This is a genomic window from Bifidobacterium sp. W8103, from assembly GCF_016100775.1.
Lineage (GTDB): Bacteria > Actinomycetota > Actinomycetes > Actinomycetales > Bifidobacteriaceae > Bombiscardovia > Bombiscardovia choladohabitans.
This window is the reverse complement of the sequence record NZ_JACFRV010000001.1, coordinates 1,593,015-1,611,351: the sequence shown is the minus strand read 5'-3', so window position 1 is coordinate 1,611,351 and position 18,337 is coordinate 1,593,015. Positions and strand designations below refer to the sequence as shown.

Annotated in this window: 15 protein-coding genes and 1 riboswitch; of the genes, 10 read left to right on the top strand and 5 right to left on the bottom strand. The window is 54.4% G+C overall.

Annotation, left to right across the window (positions count from 1 at the left end):
• Positions 1-44: 44 nt before the first annotated feature.
• The gene (locus tag H3U90_RS06280; protein WP_198177468.1) at positions 45-896 is read right to left on the bottom strand and encodes an aldo/keto reductase; all 852 of its coding nucleotides are present in this window, start codon (positions 894-896) and stop codon (positions 45-47) included.
• Between the two features lie 146 nt (positions 897-1,042).
• Positions 1,043-1,103, top strand: a riboswitch (guanidine-III (ykkC-III) riboswitch).
• 39 nt (positions 1,104-1,142) lie between these two features.
• On the opposite strand from H3U90_RS06280, the gene H3U90_RS06275 reads away from it, so the two are divergent.
• The 6 genes from H3U90_RS06275 to dcm all read left to right on the top strand — a co-directional run bounded on the left by H3U90_RS06275 (position 1,143) and on the right by dcm (position 8,678).
• Entirely contained in the window at positions 1,143-1,781 is a 639-nt protein-coding gene (locus tag H3U90_RS06275; RefSeq protein ID WP_232340461.1) for an ACT domain-containing protein, read from the top strand.
• Positions 1,782-2,590: 809 nt separating this feature from the next.
• Positions 2,591-2,953 (top strand): hypothetical protein, encoded by a 363-nt coding sequence (locus H3U90_RS06270; RefSeq protein WP_198177467.1) that lies wholly within the window; start codon positions 2,591-2,593, stop codon positions 2,951-2,953.
• A 557-nt stretch (positions 2,954-3,510) separates the two neighbouring features.
• A complete protein-coding gene (locus H3U90_RS06265; RefSeq protein WP_198177466.1) occupies positions 3,511-4,701 on the top strand; it encodes an NAD(P) transhydrogenase subunit alpha in 1,191 nt (396 codons plus the stop codon).
• Positions 4,698-5,066 (top strand): NAD(P) transhydrogenase subunit alpha, encoded by a 369-nt coding sequence (locus tag H3U90_RS06260; protein WP_198177465.1) that lies wholly within the window; start codon positions 4,698-4,700, stop codon positions 5,064-5,066. The genes H3U90_RS06265 and H3U90_RS06260 overlap by 4 nt, the downstream gene beginning before the upstream one ends.
• On the top strand, positions 5,063-6,472 hold the full coding sequence (locus H3U90_RS06255) for an NAD(P)(+) transhydrogenase (Re/Si-specific) subunit beta (RefSeq protein ID WP_198177464.1): 1,410 nt from the start codon (positions 5,063-5,065) through the stop codon (positions 6,470-6,472). Before H3U90_RS06260 ends, H3U90_RS06255 begins: the two co-directional genes overlap by 4 nt.
• Before the next feature lie 937 nt (positions 6,473-7,409).
• A complete protein-coding gene (gene dcm, locus H3U90_RS06250) occupies positions 7,410-8,678 on the top strand; it encodes a DNA (cytosine-5-)-methyltransferase (protein WP_198177463.1) in 1,269 nt (422 codons plus the stop codon).
• On the opposite strand, the gene H3U90_RS06245 is transcribed toward dcm, so the two are convergent.
• Positions 8,647-10,029 carry a Sau3AI family type II restriction endonuclease gene (locus tag H3U90_RS06245; protein ID WP_198177462.1) on the bottom strand — a complete coding sequence of 461 codons (1,383 nt, stop codon included), beginning with the start codon at positions 10,027-10,029 and terminating at the stop codon, positions 8,647-8,649. The genes dcm and H3U90_RS06245 overlap by 32 nt on opposite strands.
• 1,065 nt (positions 10,030-11,094) lie before the next feature.
• Between H3U90_RS06245 and H3U90_RS06240 the strand changes: the two genes are divergently transcribed.
• Both H3U90_RS06240 and H3U90_RS06235 read left to right on the top strand, forming a co-directional pair.
• Positions 11,095-12,120, top strand: coding sequence for a threonine aldolase family protein (locus H3U90_RS06240; protein ID WP_198177461.1), 1,026 nt, complete (start codon positions 11,095-11,097; stop codon positions 12,118-12,120).
• A gap of 267 nt (positions 12,121-12,387) precedes the next feature.
• Positions 12,388-13,437, top strand: a complete 1,050-nt coding sequence (locus H3U90_RS06235) for an NAD(P)-dependent alcohol dehydrogenase (RefSeq protein ID WP_101432632.1) — start codon at positions 12,388-12,390, stop codon at positions 13,435-13,437.
• A gap of 190 nt (positions 13,438-13,627) precedes the next feature.
• On the opposite strand, the gene H3U90_RS06230 is transcribed toward H3U90_RS06235, so the two are convergent.
• Both H3U90_RS06230 and H3U90_RS06225 read right to left on the bottom strand, forming a co-directional pair.
• On the bottom strand, positions 13,628-14,536 hold the full coding sequence (locus tag H3U90_RS06230; protein ID WP_198177460.1) for a sensor histidine kinase: 909 nt from the start codon (positions 14,534-14,536) through the stop codon (positions 13,628-13,630).
• Between the two features lie 49 nt (positions 14,537-14,585).
• Positions 14,586-15,278 (bottom strand): response regulator transcription factor, encoded by a 693-nt coding sequence (locus H3U90_RS06225; protein ID WP_198177459.1) that lies wholly within the window; start codon positions 15,276-15,278, stop codon positions 14,586-14,588.
• A gap of 157 nt (positions 15,279-15,435) precedes the next feature.
• On the opposite strand from H3U90_RS06225, the gene H3U90_RS06220 reads away from it, so the two are divergent.
• On the top strand, positions 15,436-16,368 hold the full coding sequence (locus H3U90_RS06220; protein WP_198177458.1) for an ABC transporter ATP-binding protein: 933 nt from the start codon (positions 15,436-15,438) through the stop codon (positions 16,366-16,368).
• Positions 16,365-17,141, top strand: coding sequence for an ABC transporter permease (locus H3U90_RS06215; RefSeq protein WP_198177457.1), 777 nt, complete (start codon positions 16,365-16,367; stop codon positions 17,139-17,141). Before H3U90_RS06220 ends, H3U90_RS06215 begins: the two co-directional genes overlap by 4 nt.
• 6 nt (positions 17,142-17,147) lie before the next feature.
• Here H3U90_RS06215 and H3U90_RS06210 read toward each other — a convergent pair whose 3' ends face one another.
• On the bottom strand, positions 17,148-18,326 hold the full coding sequence (locus H3U90_RS06210; RefSeq protein ID WP_198177456.1) for a glycosyltransferase: 1,179 nt from the start codon (positions 18,324-18,326) through the stop codon (positions 17,148-17,150).
• Positions 18,327-18,337 lie beyond the last annotated feature (11 nt).

Here is an 18,337-nt window from a genome sequence, read left to right as displayed (position 1 = left end):
TTAAATTGCGGGCGCCCTCGTCTTATCAGCTCAGCGGACCTCAGTCACTGTGTATAAGATAACCCATGCAGACGTGTGGTCTCCTCAGGCGTATCCACATTAAGAAATAGGCGACCTCCTGTATCCATGGCTCTGATGTCATGCATATCGTCATCATCAAGACTGAAATCTGCAATATTGTGGTTCTCGCGAATCCGTTCCTCATGCGCGGATTTCGGGATGGAGCATATCCCCTGCTGGGTCAGCCAGCGCAATACTATCTGGGCCGGTGTCTTGCCGTAGCGCTGGCCGATACGCATGAGGACAGGATTGTCGAAAATTCCCCGACGACCTTTAGCCAGAGGCGCCCAGGCCATGGGTGCAACCCCCTGCTCGTCCATGACCTTTCGAAGTGCGATCTGCTGAGTGAAGGGATGCAGCTCAATCTGATTGACCATAGGCGCGATTCTGCTGGAAAGGATCAAATCAATTAGCCGGTCAGGCAGGAAATTGCAGACTCCGATGGCACAAACGCGGCCTTGGTCATACAGGTCTTCCATAGCTCTCCACGACCCCTGATAATCGCCATAAGGCATATGGATAAGGTACAGATCCAGGTAGTCCGTCTGCAGGTTGATCAGGGTCTTTTCAAAGGACTGCATCGTCCCCTCGTAACCATTTTGCTGAATCCAGACCTTTGAGGAAAGGCTCACTTCCTCTCGAGGAATAGCAGATTCCCTCAGCGCATCCCCCACTGCTCTCTCGTTGCCATAGAAGGCAGCTGTATCGATAAGGCGGTAGTCCCAATCGAGAGCCGATGCCACACCACGTCTGCATTCATCCAGATCACCTATCTGGTAGACTCCGAATCCCAATATGGGAAGCTCGAAGCCATTGCTCAGCTGCAGTTTTTCCATGCGCTATCGTCTCCTTGGTGATGCCCTCCTGCAATCTAACAAAGCATAGGAAGACAGTATTGCCTACCACTTTTGGCTATATATCCATCCTCTGCTTATGGGGATGCACACCGGACCTTCGACCCCTGCCAGTAATGCTACAGTATCTTTCGGAAGCATTCCTTCCCCGGACGAGACGCGCCGTACCCGGATCGACGACGACGCTCAACAGGTCACTCGTGGAAGGATGTGGTTGGTTTGTTCCTAATGACTCAGCTTATTGGATTTCTGCTGCTCCTCATGGCCTTTGCTTCGATGATGCTGCTAGGCCTGCCCAGCGGCAGCCGGGTCAATCTTGTTTTGAACCTTATCGGCGCATGTTTGCTGGCCGTCGATGCTCTGGCTAACCGGAGGTGGGCCTTTTTTGCCCTTGAATGCGTATGGGCCCTAGTTGCGCTATACGCCATCATCAGATCATATTTAAAAAGCGATTCATTCACGACCAAGAATTGCAGCTCAGCGACAAGGCAAGGGCAGGGTATCTGCATCCAACCCATAGAAGCGGAACTGACTGTCTGCAAAGTTGCTGATTATACAGAGATTGATCTGAACTCACCTTTTGTTTTTACAGGACGAACCGACCAAGAAGCTTCATTAGTCTGTCCAACCGAGATTGTTCCCAGCCGGACCCTGGAACGCAGCGACGGCTGGCGGGCCTTCCGCATCCAAGGCATTCTCGACTTTTCACTCATCGGCATCCTGGCGCCCATCGCCACCATTCTGGCAAACAAGGGCATAGGCATTTTCGCCGTCTCGACCTACAACACGGATTATGTCCTTACCAAGGCCGAGGACTTCCCTGCCGCCCTGGATGCCCTCGACAAGTCAGGATATACAATCATCTGATTGACCCACAACAACATTAATCATGACCGCCGATGCTGCCCATGCATAAACAAACACCCTTCGTCGTTGAATATATTGCAACGACTCCTACGCTTTTGCCGGCCCTGCCTCTCGTCTAACTCTATGTGCTTCACCTGCACTTGGTCAATATCGAAATGATGCCGACCTAGTGCCAGTCAATGCCGCTTTTACGAGAAAATGACACATAAACTGGCCTCAACAGAGGTTGCTTCCTGAAAATAGGCAGGCTGCCAGATGACCTGCCACAAGTGACGGGAAGTACAAGCCTGGAGGATCAGATGAGCAACAATCGAAACGAACGTGCGAATAAGAACCAAGGCAGGCATGAGGGCAACTCCTCGCGGAGTGACGACACACGTGAAGATTCCCAACAAACAACCATGAACGACAAGAACCACATGCCAAAACCAGTGGAAACTGCGAACGCCAGAAAAGAAAATCAAACAGCAAATGCATCCAAGCCGAAGCCCGCACCAGAACAAACAGGCGAGAAGGAAGGCAAGGACTCATCCAGCAAGGACACTGATCATGGCAGACCTGAAGCACGAAATAAACAGGAACAAGCCGGCCACGTAGACAGAGAGCATGATGGCCCCTCTTATGACGACAAGCCGAGTCAACCCAATAAGTCTGCCGCAAAGGATGCGCCTGTACCTGTCGAGAAGCCATCTCAGCCAACTAGGGAAAGTAAACCTGCCAAACCGCCCAAGGCGAAGAACCATGACTCCTTCTATCTAGGCCTGGCCTCAGCAGTCCTAGTCGCAGCTCTGGGCCTCAGCCTGAGCACCATGCCGATCTTCTTCTCCCTGCCTCTTGCCGCAGTCTTGTTTGGAATCGGCATCTGGCTCCTCTCCTATGCCAGCTTCAAGTCTCCCGGCAAGCCGGAGGGAGAGGGAACGGAGACGGACAGGCATACCAGGACCGTGGTTGTGGCGACGGTCCTTCTGGTGCTGCAGACCTTCATCATGGATGTCTTCATCTTCACCCGAATGGGAACAGTCGGCAAACACCAGAACGCCATCGTGATCGCCTGGATCATCGCCAGCATGATCGAGACCCTGGCTGCCTTCGCCCTTATCTACCATCACAATCCCCTGCAGTCCAAGCCCAAGGATTCCGCGGCAAACGATAAGCATGAGGGAAAGGAATAAGGCGCCACAGCGCACATAAATCAGAGACGACACACAAGTCCAGAAAGGCAGACTGACTGTCAATGTGAGACCGTCACAGCAGACGAACAAATCAGCTCGCCAAGTCGTTCTGTCGCCAAGGTCTCGTGCCCACTGAGATTTTGCGTCTCAGGGTGCCACGTATCGTTCTTGAAGACGCGCGGCACCCTTGCATAATCAACCCACATACCGTAGCTGGTCATAGCTGGAAACTGTCGGATGGACAGAGGCTACGATGCCATGTGCTACGCCGACCGGCTCCCAAAAAATTCGGCAACAAAACCGTGAGCCCACTCCTCGGACAATACAACTCTTCAGACATTGCATAGGTTACGCGGGTGCAACTATGCAGGCACAGCTTCATGTCCCTTCTATTTCTCGTCCACATTCGGAAAATACCTTGAGCTCGGTCCCTTCTCGACTGATACTTATAAAGCGCAAGCACATACAGGCTGCAATAACCTCCCAACAGCAACATGCACCGACTAGAATCATTGGTGAAATTGCTGACACACAGTTGTGCTTGAAAAAGGAAAGACATGAGTGGACCAGAACAATCTCCTGTAACCTTCGGGGTCCTCAAAGAAACTGACGATGACGAGTCCCGTGTGGCCCTAACCCCTGACATCGTGACTCGGCTGACCAGGCAAGGCATTGCTTGCCTATTGGAGTCCGGAGCCGGAGCCCGAGCCGGCTTCCGGGATGAGGACTACCAGCAGACGGGAGCCACAGTCACTGACAGGGATAGCATCCTATCCAAGTCACAAGTCCTGGGTTTCGTCAACAGACCGGATAGCTCCTTGCTCAAGCGAATTCCAGCCGGAACATGGATCATCGGCATGCTGGGGTCCTTGAGCGACAAGGACTACATCAAGTCCCTAGAAGCGTCCGGGCTTACCGGAATCGCCATGGAACGACTCCCCCGCCAGCTCAGCTCGGCCCAGTCCATGGATGAGATGACCTCGCAGAACTCGGTCATGGGATACAAGGCAGCACTGGTGGCTGCCGATGCCTATGGATCCTTCTTCCCCATGATGACCACTGCAGCAGGGACCATCCGACCAGCCAAGGTCCTGGTCCTGGGCGCGGGGATCGCAGGTCTGCAGGCCATCGGGACTGCAAAACGTCTGGGAGCCGTGGTCACCGCCTATGATGTCAGACCCGCTTCCAGGCAGGAGGTGGAATCCTTGGGAGCCAAGTTCCTCGACCTGGGATTGGACTTTTCCAAGGGACAGGGCCAGGGCGGCTATGCGCGCCAGCTGACCGATCAGGAGCAGGCCCAGCAGCAGGCTGCGGTGGATGCCAAAGCGGCAGGCTTCGATGTGGTCATCACCACGGCCAAGGTTCCAGGCGGAAAGCCTCCCCGCCTTTTGAGCGCCAAGGGTGTGGCCAATCTGCACCCCGGAGCAGTGATCGTGGACTGCGCTGCCAGTGACCTGGGCGGCAACGTCGAGGGATCACAGGTGGGAACCAGGACCACCGACAAGGGGGTCACTTTGATCGGGGCCCCATTCCTGGCCAGCGGCGTAGCCACGACAGCCTCCAACCTACTGTCCAGAAATGTGGCGGACGTGCTGGTGCATTTCCTTCGTGATGGCGCGCTCGGCATCAGAGCGGACGACGAAATCGATCAAGCATTGGTTGTATCAGGAGCAGCCGAATCCGGCACGCATGAAAGCACAGAAGCTCCAGATGCCGAAGAGACCGAAGAGAAAGGTCAAGAGCAATGAATTCTGTGGTCATAGCCATTACGCTCTTCATTCTGGCCCTGCTGATCGGCGTGGAGGTGATCGGCAAGGTTCCGGCCACGCTGCACACACCGCTCATGTCAGGCGCCAACTCCATTCATGGCATTGTGATCGTCGGGGTGGTCATCATCGCAGCCGAGGCTCATTCCCCGCTTTCCTATGTGCTTATTTTCCTGGCTGCCGTCCTTGGCGCCATGAATGTGGTGGGCGGCTACGTGGTGACCGACAGGATGCTGGAGATGTTCAAATCCTCCAAACCCGACAAGGGAAAGAAAAAGGCCGGTCAGGACGAACAGGCTCCGACCGCCACGACCGAGACCGCTAAGGATCAGGGGGCCGACAAGTGAACACCCTCGACATCATCACCTGGTTCGTCTATCTCCTTTCCTCAGTCATGTTCGTCATGGGTCTGCACTACATGAACTCACCCAAGACGGCACGTACAGGCAATAGGATTTCTGCGGCAGGCATGGTCATCGCCGTGGCTATGGCCTTCATCCATTTGTTCGCCACCGGTTTCACCTCCTCCCTGGCCATCGTGTTGCTCGTGCTTGGCATCCTGATCGGGTCCGCAGCAGGGGTCTACTCGGCCAAGAAGGTCAAAATGACGGACATGCCTCAGCTGGTTTCCGTCTTCAACACGGTCGGCGGCGGCGCAGCTGCCTTGGTCGCCCTGAACGACATATTGACTTCCGAGGGCACTCCGACTCTGGTAGTGCTGATCACCGCCGGCCTGGGCGTGGTCATCGGTTCCATCACCTTCACCGGCTCTCTGATAGCTGCCGGCAAGCTCCAGGGCATCGGCCTGATCAAAAACCTGAAGCTGCCGGCCAAGGCCGTCTGGAATGTGCTTTTCGCCCTGTTGACGGTCCTCAGCCTGGTCATGCTCTGCCTGAATCCCGGCAATCGAACCCTATGGGCCATCCTCACGGCCATCTTCGCCCTGGGCTATGGACTGGTCTTCGTCATCCCCATTGGCGGTGCCGACATGCCCGTGGTCATCTCCGTCCTGAACGCCTGCACCGGCACAGCTGTCGCGATGAACGGCCTGGCCATCGACAACGTGGCTCTGATTGTGGCAGGCGCTTTGGTTGGTGCAGCAGGTGCCACTCTGTCCGTCCTGATGGCCCAGGCCATGAACCGGCCGCTCCTGAGCGTGCTGGCCGGAGGGTTCGGCGGCTCCTCGACTAGCGCCTCCCAGGACGCGAGCGCCCAAGGAACCATGAAGGAGACCACGCCCGACGATGTAGCCGTCCAGCTGGTCTATGCTGACAAGGTCATCTTCGTCCCCGGCTTCGGTCTGGCGCAAGCCCAGGCCCAGCGCGAACTGGCCGACCTGGGCGAGCTGCTCAAGAGCCGTGGCGTGGAGGTCTCCTATGCCATCCATCCTGTGGCCGGCCGTATGCCCGGACATATGAACGTCCTCTTGGCCGAGGCCAACGTCCCCTATGAGGAATTGATCGACCTCGACGACATCAATCCCCAGTTCCCATCAGCGAACGTCGCCTTGGTGGTCGGCGCCAATGACGTGACCAACCCGGCTGCACGCCGACCGGGGACCGCGGTGTCTGGCATGCCCATCCTGGACGTTGACAAGGCCCAGCATGTTGTCGTCCTCAAGAGAGGCAGGGGCAAGGGGTACGCCGGCATCGAGAACGAGCTCTACTTCAACCCGAACACGCAGATGCTCTTCAATGATGCCAAGGCCAGCCTGCAAGCGATCATTGCCTCCGTCAAGGAGCTCATTGCCTGAGCATATGCTGTAGTCAGAGCCATGGCTCCGGATTGGCTTGGCCGGTCCGGAGCCAATTATCATCGAACAATATGGACCTGCATACTAGTCTATACGTGCTAAATTAGCTATACGTATTTTCCCACCTAATTAGAAAACTATACTTAAAATTTTGAAGCAAGGCTCAGTATTTGTAGTTCGGAGAGGTTTGATTTCAACAGAAGCTCTACAAACACAAATCACAAGTAATACACAGCTTGTCCAGCATAAATCTGCGCAAACTCGGATTTACAAAGAGACACGTAAACCGTAAAATTTCAAAAAGATTTTTCAATTAAGAAAACTCAGGTATCGCAAGTGGCTGTCTGTTCACACTCCATAAGCATCGGACCTCGCCCTCGATTATTAAAGGCGGACAAGCCCGCGCTTTTCATATCTAACGCAGAATGGTATTCAAAGCCGACAAACTGTACTTTCTGACATTTGATTAGACCAATCAGACTTATCAAGTCTGCCTTAAGATAGAAGCAGCATTGCTGCCAGACTTTTCGCCACTTATACCAAACAGTTATTTTAAAATGTATTTATATGCAGGAACCGTTCGTTGTGAAAAGAAAGTAGGCGTATCTATATAGATACGCCCAAAGAAGGCGAGGAAACAGAACCTCTGGCAGGCGTCACGTGTAAACCTTTGGACTCAATGCAACTCACACAACTATTCAGGACAATCGGTAACCTATACAGACAGGCCGGAATGTTGAGGATAGCTGTTGACTCGCAGCAAAACATGAACATTTCGTCAACATTTAGTGGAAAATATCATACCAGTTTTCATCTCAACTTGGTTTTTGTCGAGCAGACATCCGATGCTCCCGAGAACCTCTCCCGGTTGATCAAATCGATATATCCTCGTATCATTGGTATGTCAGAGTTTCCTCGGAAGTAAGTTGGTGCGTTTATGTCCATCAGGGTGGTCGAACTGTTCGCAGGTGTGGGCGGATTTCGTCTGGGCCTGGATGGTTACAACAATCCTGACCATCCCGAATTTCACATGGAAGCCGCCGGCCCCTTCCAGACCGTCTGGGCCAACCAGTGGGAGCCCAATGGCAGCAAAGCCAGGCAATTTGCATGGCGCTGCTACGAGGACCGATTCGGAACTGGATCCTGCGTTAACGAAGATATAGCCGAGGTACTGAGGAAAGTCGACAAGGGGAAAGTCGATATTCCACAGTTCGATATGCTTGTCGGTGGCTTCCCATGCCAGGATTACAGCGTGGCTAAGCCTCTTTCTCAATCTTCAGGTATAGAAGGCAAAAAAGGTGTCCTCTGGTGGAGCATAAATACACTTTTGGAGAAACGTAGACCACGTCTTGTGTTGCTCGAGAACGTAGATAGGCTGTTGAAATCACCATCTACACAGCGTGGACGGGATTTTGCCATCATTCTTTCCTGCTTGTCCCGACTTGGTTACTCGGTCGAATGGAGAGTGATTAATGCTGCAGATTATGGGATGCCTCAACGGAGGAGGAGGGTCTACATCTTCGCAGAACTCACCCGGAATACATGGGACCTTTCGACTCGTTTGCACAGCAGCGGAATCATGGCGGAAGCCTTTCCGGCAGAGCCTTCCGGGAAAAAAGATTCAGGTACATTTCGTATTAACGATGACCCCTATGACGTAACCAAACGATTCGGCATCGATTCGAAGACTTCGCTCTTCCGGAATGCAGGCGTAATGCAAGACGGTGTCGTATTCAGCGAACGGGTAGAAGCGGTGTATGCTGGCCAAAAAACTGTCTTAGGAGACATCCTTGTACCTCCGCAAGATGTTCCACCGCAGTTCTGGATTGACGAAGGCTCCCTATCGAAATGGTCATATTTGAAGGGCGCAAAAAAGGAAAAGCGGGAGGCAAAGTCAGGTTTTGAATACACTTACGCCGAAGGACCCGTCACCTTTCCAGATTCTTTGGACAAACCCAGCCGCACCATTCTGACAGGTGAAGGCGGTAAGGGGGCCAGTCGTATGAAGCATGTTGTCAAGCAGGACGGCAGGCTCAGAAGGCTGGTACCAGATGAACTCGACCAGCTGCAAATGTTCCCACGGGGCTGGACAGATGACGGCATGAGCGACGGGCACAGGGCCTTCTGCATGGGCAATGCCCTTGTCACCGGAATCCCTCACAGGATTGGCAAGGTCATTGCCTGCCGTCTGACGCCTGGTCGATGATTTGCTGAACGTATCTGTTCGTAATCCAGAAAGATTTCTTCGTTTCCCTAGTTCCCTGTGGGGTAAGACAGGTCTCACCTTTCGTAGCGTGAGGACGCACGTGTATATGCGAACCCTTACCATCCAAACCCTTGATGCCGGGAAAGTGATCATAATCATTAGCAATGATGTGCTGTCTAGTTATATTGTACACTTGGCAGGCTTCGGCCAGGTCCTCATCGGTTGGCGTCCACCACACCAACTGCGACAAAATCAAGGGTCCGTGCTCCTCACGCTGCCTGAAGACGACAAACAGGTAGGGTGTGGTCATGTATCCGTATAGCTTACTATCCTCCCAATCAGTGCAGGCTACTTCCTTATAGTCCATTGCAGGAAATGAAAGCGACTCTTTGACACGTCCTGTGTGGCTCCGCCTGATTGTGCGCACCATGATACCGGCCTTGTCGAATTCCTCTATGCTCCTATCAGTACCTATACCGAGGATTTTCTTTGTTATTATCGCGTAATAGTTCTTAGCACGCTCGCTTGCAGAGATTTGCAGGATGGATTTCAGCTCTTTCTTCGTTTTTCCCATGTAAGGATCGAATCTCGTCTCCACCAACTGGTGGAGGGTCAGATTCCCCTCATTCTTTTCCCTCTTGATTGGAGCGTACTTTTTCTTTTGGAAGAGCTGATTGATGACCGTGGTCATATAGGATGATTTCAGCGCCCACCTTCTTGGCTTGGCGCACCGGTCCGATTTGGGTTGCGGGTATTTTTTCCCGTGGCCGGAACCGGTAGTGGCAGCTTCAAGGTAAACGGTGTCACGGCCACTTACCTTATCTGCATCCCCATTCCTCACTTTTGCGAGAACCGTATTCCAGTCCGCCAGCATCTGAGGCTTATCTCTTTCCGGCACACCCCACATGGTGGCCAGCCTGAATCTCATATCCAAAACGCTGTCGCTACCTGGGTCATAGTCGTAGGCCAGCAGGAGAATCTTCGACATCTTATCCATAAGATGGCTCTTCTCGAAATCCTCGTTGAGAATCGTCATCCAGTTGATGTTAGTTATAGCGAGCCGTTCCTTGGCACAAGGCTTGTGGTCGGCATCGTATTTCAAACCTGTAGTCTTAAGCTCAACACCGACTTTTGGGAAATCAGGACCTTGAACATTGTTGTTTCTGATGCGAAAATAGTATTCTTCGACAGTCTCACCCATGGCACCCTTGCCTCCGCTACCCTTGGGTCTGGCATCCGGCGGCAAATCCAAAGCTTCTCTCAGGGTTTTATTTACTATGCGCTTGGCATACTCTTCAATGCTACTGACATTACTGTCATCATATGGTACGTCCCTTTGTATCTCCACCATGTGTCACAAGTATACTTACTCCAGTTATGCGCTTTCTCGGTGGTAATGGGACCAGCAGGCAGGTTCATGTAAGGTTATGCCCATTCCCATCTGAACCCTAAAATAAGTCAACTACAACAGCCGAATGCCACATACCTCATTTGCCCGGGATCATTAGTTTAGAAGGATTGTGTAGCCTTACAAATTCATACTAATTGAAATGACTAAGACCGTTCTGATAAAGCGAGTGCGTCATAGGATTACGTAGACCTTTTAACAAATCAAGTGGAAATCAGCAATTAGAGACGAAGAACAGGAAAGAAAGGACACAAGAACAATAACGAACGTGACCAAAAAGACATGATGGATAAGAATAAGAAATAACTCGCTGTCGTAGCCCAGGTTGCTGAGTATGAGGCCGGGACTGCCCAGTCAGGAGACTCCGTCGCTGAAGCCACCTGGCAAAAGTGGAGTAAACAACAGCAGGATTCCGAATGTATGATGCAAACCGGCAATTCTCATGAGGCACATGCAAAAGTAGCAGACAGCTGGCAGCAGGGACTACATCGGAGCCTTGAACACAGGGTGTGGAATAGACGTGTAACTTGTGTCTCCGGGTAGCAATGTGTGCTTCATAACTGTTCTAAAGGGTCACTATATATTCTGCCCTTTTTCTCCCTGTCATGAGTACAACCCTCTCTGATATTGGTACATGTTTCCCACAACTTATCGGATTTGCCCCTCTAGCGTGAAGAGAACGGGAGAATACCGACCAACAGCAATTGCAGGGCGGTCACAGTTGCTACCGTCATAATCGCTATTTAGGTCTTCATCATCGACATCTTTTCTTCACATCAATGGGAAGTGGGGACAAGAAGCAGGGCTCAATCATCAACACTTGAATTTGTGCCAGCTTGAATGCAATCGTCGCTGTATTCAATCTCATCTTCGCGATCTTGTACACGAACCTTTCTTATTATGCGCCAATGCTCCGAGCCAGAATGAAGAAAGCTCGGAGAGGGAGTTGGAACTCAATTTACGTGTACCATAAGGCATACACGGGTACGGTCCTCAGAAAGGGTATTTATGCTGTCATTCGTCAACGACTATTCCGAGGGCGCCCACCCCGAAGTCCTGCAGCGGCTGATCGACACCAACATGGAGCATCTTCCCGGCTATGGCAAGGATCGGTACTGCTCCTCCGCCGCTCAGAAGATCGCTCAGGCCTGCGACTGCCCCCATGCTCAGGTCTATTTCCTGGCCGGCGGGACCCAAACCAACCAGGTCGTCACCTCCTGCCTGCTGAAGCCTTACCAGGGAGTGATTGCTGCGGGCACCGGCCACGTCAACGTCCACGAGGCCGGTGCCATTGAAGCCGTAGGCCACAAGGTTCTGACCATCCCCGGCGAACGTGGAAAGATTCGTGCAGAGGACCTTAAGGCCTTTTTGGAAGGCTTCTACGCCGACGAAAACCATGAGCAGATGGTCTTCCCCGGAATGGTCTACATCTCCCATCCCACAGAGTATGGAACCCTCTATGCCCGCCACGAGCTGGAAGACCTTTCGCAAATCTGTCGGGAACACAAGATTCCACTCTACCTGGACGGGGCCAGGCTTGGGTACGGACTGGTGGCCCCCGGAACCGACGTCGATCTGACGGACATAGCCCGTCTCTGCGACGTCTTCTACATCGGCGGGACCAAGGTCGGCGCACTCTGTGGAGAAGCTGTGGTCTTCCCCAAGGGGAACGCTCCCGAGCATTTCAGCACCATGATCAAAAGAAGAGGTGCCCTTCTGGCCAAGGGAAGACTCCTGGGAGCGCAGTTCGACGCCCTCTTTACCGACGGCCTCTACTCGCGAATCAGCCGCAACGCCATCCAGACAGCAGCGATGATCAAAAAGGCCCTGCGGGAGAAGGGGTATCAGATTGTCATGGACTCCCCCACCAATCAGACCTTCGTCCGCTTGGATAATGAGCGCATGGAAGAGCTATCGAAGCAGGTCGCCTTCGACTTCTGGGAACGCAGCGATGCCACCCACACCGTGATCCGACTGGCCACCTCATGGGCTACGACTGTTGAGGACACCCAAGCCCTGATCAATTTGCTGTAAAGGCCCTCCGAGCTCAACCAAGACAAACCACGGTCATCCTGCTACCCCTCCCCTGCTGGTCTTCCTTAGGGAGGGGTATTCGCATGTGTACGTGAACTTTTCATCCGCCCTGCAAACACGACCAATCCCACATTGTTGGACATATCACACTCGTTCGGGTGAGTGCAAAGCTCTCGTTCAGTAAGATCTTTATTGCAACAATGCTGATGCACACACCCCCGCCCTGAGCATAGGGGGTCGAAATGTTTCAACGATGAAAGGAAGCTTATGAAAGCCGTTGTTTTCGAACAATTCAATACCTTCCCCACCCTCAAGGAAGTGCCGGAGCCGACCCCTGGGAGCGGCGAAGTTCTGCTCAAGGTGGCCGGAGCAGGTTGCTGCCATTCCGACGTCTCCGTCTTCCAGGACTACACCCCAGAAACCGGGAGCCACACCAAGCCGCCATTCATTCTGGGGCATGAGACCACTGGCTGGGTGGAAGAGGTAGGACCCGATGTCACGGGCTTCAAGAAGGGTGATGCCTACATCGTCTACGGGCCCACCGGATGCGGTCACTGCCCTCACTGCGTGGCCGGCCAGGAGAACTACTGCTCCAGCGCCGCGACCAATAAGTCACTGGCCCTGGGTTTGGGTCGCGACGGCGGCATGGCTGAGTACATGACTGTCCCTGCCCGCAATCTGGTGCCGCTGGGCGATGCGGATCCAATCGGCGCAGCACCCCTGGCTGATGCGGCTCTGACTCCCTACCACGCCATCCGGGCTGCCATGCCCCACCTGAACGGCGGCGGAAAGTACGCTCTGGTCATTGGCCTGGGCGGGCTGGGCCAGATCGCCATTCAGATTCTGCACGCTCTGACCGGCGCCACCGTGATCGCCACTGACACCAAGCCGGAGGCTCTGGCTAAGGCTGAGGCCAAGGGTGCCATTCCCGTTATGAGCGACGAGCACCAGGTGGAGAACATCAGGAAGATCACCCATGGCGAGGGCGTGGATGCCGCCTTCGATTTCGTGGGTGTGGCCCCGACCATTGCTGCCGCACAGGCCTCGGGCGGCCCGGGATCCCGGGTGACCGTGGTCGGCATCGCCGGCGGCAAGGCGGAATACGACTGGTATTCCAAGCCCTGGGAGCAGGAGCTGCTGGGCGTGTACTGGGGCTCCATTCCTGAGCTCTACGATGTGGCCAACATGTATCGCCACGGCCAGATCCAGACCGAGATTGAAACCTACTCGCTGGACAATGCTCTGGATGCCTACCACAAGCTGGTCGACAACAAGCTCTCAGCCAGGGCCGTCATAGTCCCCCACACCAAGGCTTGATTTTCCCTTGATCCTAGACGGAGAAGCAGCTCATCTATCGATTGGGGTTAAGCACAATCGGATTTGAGCACAATCAGATCGATGAGCTGATACCATTCTTCGTCTACAGACACTGTGGCCTGTCACGGCCTTGTCATGAAGGCCGTGACAGGCCACAGCATCTCACCAAGGGATCTTGAACCCACAGTATTTATCCTTCACTCGATTGGGGAGCATCACTCAGCAGCAAGTGGACCAAGAAAATTCCGTTGGCCGCCGATTCCAGGCTCATGGAGCCGCCGAGCGAATCCACCAGGGAATCGACAATACTGAGACCCAGACCTGTGCTTCTGATCTTGGTCCGTGATTGGTCATCTGTCTGGAACCGTTCCATGAGCCTGTCCACATCGACGGCTCCACCCGTAGTCTTGTTGCCGAAGTCCAAATGAATTCGTCCATCTTCACTCTTGTACAGGTCCACCCAGGCTGATTTCTCCGCATACTTGAGCCAGTTGCCAATCAGGTTCTGAATTATTCGACTCATCATGGTCTGATCCGTCGTAATTTCCACACCAGTTTGAATTCTGGGCTCCACCGTGACGGACCGCGCGGTAAGAGAATCGAAGGCATTGAAGAGCTCCTGCTGAACCAATGCCGATAGGTTCACCCTGGTCAGATCCAGGCTCACGCTCTTTTCCTGTATCAGATTGAAATCCATCAGATAATGCAGATAGTGATCCACCGACTGCAGGTTGTTGAGGATCTTGCCCAATTGCTCCTGATCAGCCGATCCCTCCTTGAGCAACTGGGCGTATCCCCTGGCCACGGTCAAAGGGGTCTTGATGTCATGGGTCAGATTGGTCAGCATCTGCCGGACTTGCTTGTTCTGCTCAGCCTGGGTGATCTGCAGCCGTCTGGTCTTGTTCAGAACGGCGTTGATCCTATCCGCCAGAGTGCGAATGAGCCCGATATTGGACCCAGTGGTTACCAAGGCATTAGTGTCGGCATGGTTGATGAAGTCCAGATCATCACTGATCCGTTTGAGGTCGGTAATCAGCATTATCAGGCCAATCGCCAGGGCGAGGGCGACAAGACCCAAAACAAGTGCGGCCACCTTCACGAATTCACCTCCGACGACCCTTATTCATCGTTCTTTCTTCCATCCGAATTCAGACCAGGCGAACGCCGATGCCCCAGACCGACACGATGTAGCGCTGACTGCCGGCGTATCTGTTCAGGCTGGTCCGCAAGGTGCTCAGGTGCACATTGAGTGTATTCTCGGCATTGATGTATGGCTGGTTCCAAACCTGCCTGTAGAGGTCCTCCTTCTCGAAAACCCGATGCGGATGATCCATCAGAAGCTCAAGAATGGCAAATTCCTTGCGCGCCAGTTCGACCCGGTGCCCATCAACGCTGACCGTGTGCTCCATCCGGTCCAGCTCGATCCCCTCGAAACAAATTTTGGTGTCGGATTCACCTGTTGCATTCGCATCCGCTTTCAGTGCCCCGGATTGGCGCAGCTGAACCTGTACGCGAGCGCGAAGCTCATCGATGTCAAATGGCTTGGTTACATAATCATTGGCGCCCTGCTCCAGGAGGCTGACGGTCCTGGTCTTGTCCTGGACGGCCGTGAGGATGATGACCGGCACTGACGACATATGCCGAATGGACTTGAGAACGCTGTCCCCGGTGACTACGGGGAGCATCAGATCCAGAAGAATCAGGTCGGGTTCCTCCTGCTGGAAGCGGGCCAAGGCCTGGGCGCCAGTCGTCGCTTGGATGATTCGGTAGGTCCCTCCCAACACATCCTTGAGCAGGGACTGGATGTCCTCCTGATCCTCCACGACCAGAATCGTCGGCATACTTTCTTCCTTTCGCAGGTCACTCTCATGTTACTGAAGCCGCCTAACGATGCCGATCTCGCCCAATCGGATTTATGAAATTCTTAATGATTTCTTAGCCAAGCACTTAAGAAAGGCACTTTAGATTTTAAGGCAGCGACACAGGGAAAGGAATTCCATGGACGATACCATTCTGGATATTAACCATGTCAGCAAACGGTTCGGCCGCTTCCAGGCACTGGACGATCTCAGCCTCTCCATAAACAAGGGCGAGATCTACGGGCTGATCGGCGAGAACGGCGCTGGCAAAACCACCCTGATGCGTCTGATCACCGGACTGTCCCCCATACAGAAGGGAACCATAAGGCTGATGGGGCACACAATTGGCAAGGACAGCCGGATACTGAGCAGAATAGGCTCGGTCATTGAGGCACCAGCCGCCTTCAAAAAACTGACCGTCAGCCAGAACATGAAGCTGACAGCCATCCAGCACGGGCTGGCCGACGACAAGGCCATCGATCAGACCATCGACTTCGTCGGCCTGAGCGAAAAGGCCAAGACTCGGGCCGGTCACCTCTCTCTGGGCCAGCGTCAGCGCTTGGGGCTGGCCATGGCCATCCTCACCCGACCCGATTTCCTGATTCTGGACGAGCCCATCAACGGCCTGGACCCGGCAGGAATCATGGAATTCAGAACACTCCTGGACAAGCTCAACAAGGAGCGCCAGACGACCATTCTCATCTCCAGTCACATTCTGAGCGAACTCTACCTGGTCTCCTCCCGGTTCGGATTCATCAGCCACGGTCGCCTGATCAAGGAGGTAGACAAGGATGAACTGGATCGGATCAATCAGAATGGACTGTTGATCGACGTGGACCAGAGCTCCAAGGCCGCTATGCTCCTGGATCGCAAGGGAATCGGCCCCTTCCAAGTCCTTGACGACCATCAGATTCTGATCAAGCAAGGGAATCTGGAACCGGGACCCATCAACAGTCTTCTGGTTCAGGAAGGCATCTTGGTCAATCAGATCGGCCAGCAGAAGGGATCGCTGGAGGAATATTTCGCGGATCTGCTGAACAAGGACCCTCAAGAGCTTAGGAGACAACAATGATTAACCAGATCAGGGCCGACTTTTACAGGCAGCGGCGATCCATCGGCATGCTGCTTCTGCTGATTGCCACTGTGGTCCTCGGCATAGTGACCACATGGGGCAAGACGACCATAGGAATCACCACCGGAGGCGAAGAATACGCTCATAAACTGTCGGAAATCGAACGCCAGGGCTGGACAGTCAGAACAGGCCTGCAAGCAGGTGTCGCCTCCGCCTCGTCCCTGGTTTACTTTTACATCGCGGTCTTCGTTATCGTCATTGGTTCGGAATACAGCCAGCACACTTTGAAGAACACGCTGACATCAGGCATCTCACGAATACAGTTCATCCTAGGCAAGTACGTGACCATCCTGATTGACATCATCCTCCTGACCCTGTGCTACTTCATCACCATCCTGATCACCGGTCTGGCTCTAGGAAGGAAGCCGGGGGCCGACTGGGGCGTCTTGGGCAAGGATGTGGCCGTCATGACCCTACTGGTGAGCTTCTGCATTTCCGTCATCATCAGTCTGGGCATTGTCCTCTTGATCATTGCCAAATCCCTGGTAGCCCCAGCGGTGGTGATCGTGATATGGCCCGTGCTGATCGGCCTCGTAGAGTTGACAGCAAAATGGCAGTGGCTGAAATACTTCGACTTCGTCGGGTTCGGCGAACAGATCGTTCTGAACACTCTGAAGGCCGATCAGGCCTGGATCTATGCCGGAGCATCCGTGGGCGTGGTCCTGGCGGCCATCATCGGATCGGCTCTGATCATATCCAAGCAGGAGATCTAAGCCAGGTCAGGCTATACCTGCTCCGGCTCTTTGATCGCTGACGGCCTGCATGGCCATATGGGCAAAGGCCTTGACGGAGGCATCCAGGGAATAATGTTCCTTGGCATGTTCGGCGTAGCGTCCGGACCAGACTGCAAGGGCATCAGGATGGTCTATCCACCAGTCGATTTGCTCAGCCAGCGCCCAGGCCTTGCCAACCGGGAAGAGCGAATGCTGCGTCAGGGCGAAGTGTCCTGCGGCGCTCAGGTCGGATCGGGCAATGATCGGGACTGCGCCACAGGCCATCCCCTCCAGGACGCTGACCGATTCCAGATCCGCGATTGACGGATGGACCAGCAGATCGGCCCGCCTGAGCAGGTCGGGCATGGTCGCGTTCTGGTGGAATCCAATCGAGACCCGCATGCCGTCCAACTGCCGGGATGCCTCCGCCTTCAGCCGGCGCTCCATGGGGCCTGTGCCTGCTATGGTCAAGCGGATTCTGTATTTGTTCCTGCACAAGGCCAGGGCACGGATCAGAGTCAGATGGTCCTTTTCCCGGGCCAGCCTGCCAGAGGCCACGACCTGGATCAGTCGTCCGGATTGCAGCCGCTCGTTTCGGTCCCGCTCATATCGGTCACCGGGGTTGAATCTGGGCTGGTACCCGTTGGATATGACATGCAGACGGGCCCTGTACCCATGCGAGCGCAGCAGGTCGGCAGTCAGCTGGGTGGGAACGTGGATGTGCCCGACATGATCGTAAAGCCAGAACCGAAAGAGCCGGTAGATAGCCGCGTCCACCCCGGGCAACCAGCGCAATGGGCCTGCGGAATAGGTGATGTTTTCAGGCTGGATGTGAAACCCGGCGGTAACCGGTATACCCATGGACCTGGCCTGCGCTAGGGCGGCGCGGCCGAAGGCGAAAGGTTCGTAGATATGGACCAGGTCCACACCGGCAAAGGCTCTTCGAAAGAGTTCCGGATCGGCACGAGCGAAGCTCATCTGCTGCCTGGCCGCCACACGGGAGACCAGAGGAATTCGATGCACCCGTGCCGGATAGTCGGTCGAACCCACCCCCACCAGGCGGACCTGGTGTCCCAACGCTTCCAGACCCTGGGCGTATTGGATGGCGGAGTTGGAGGTCCCATTGCCCCTGTTGCCGAAGGAGTCCAGAACCAGGGCCAGCGTCAGGCGATCATGATCCCTCATCAGCGCTCCCT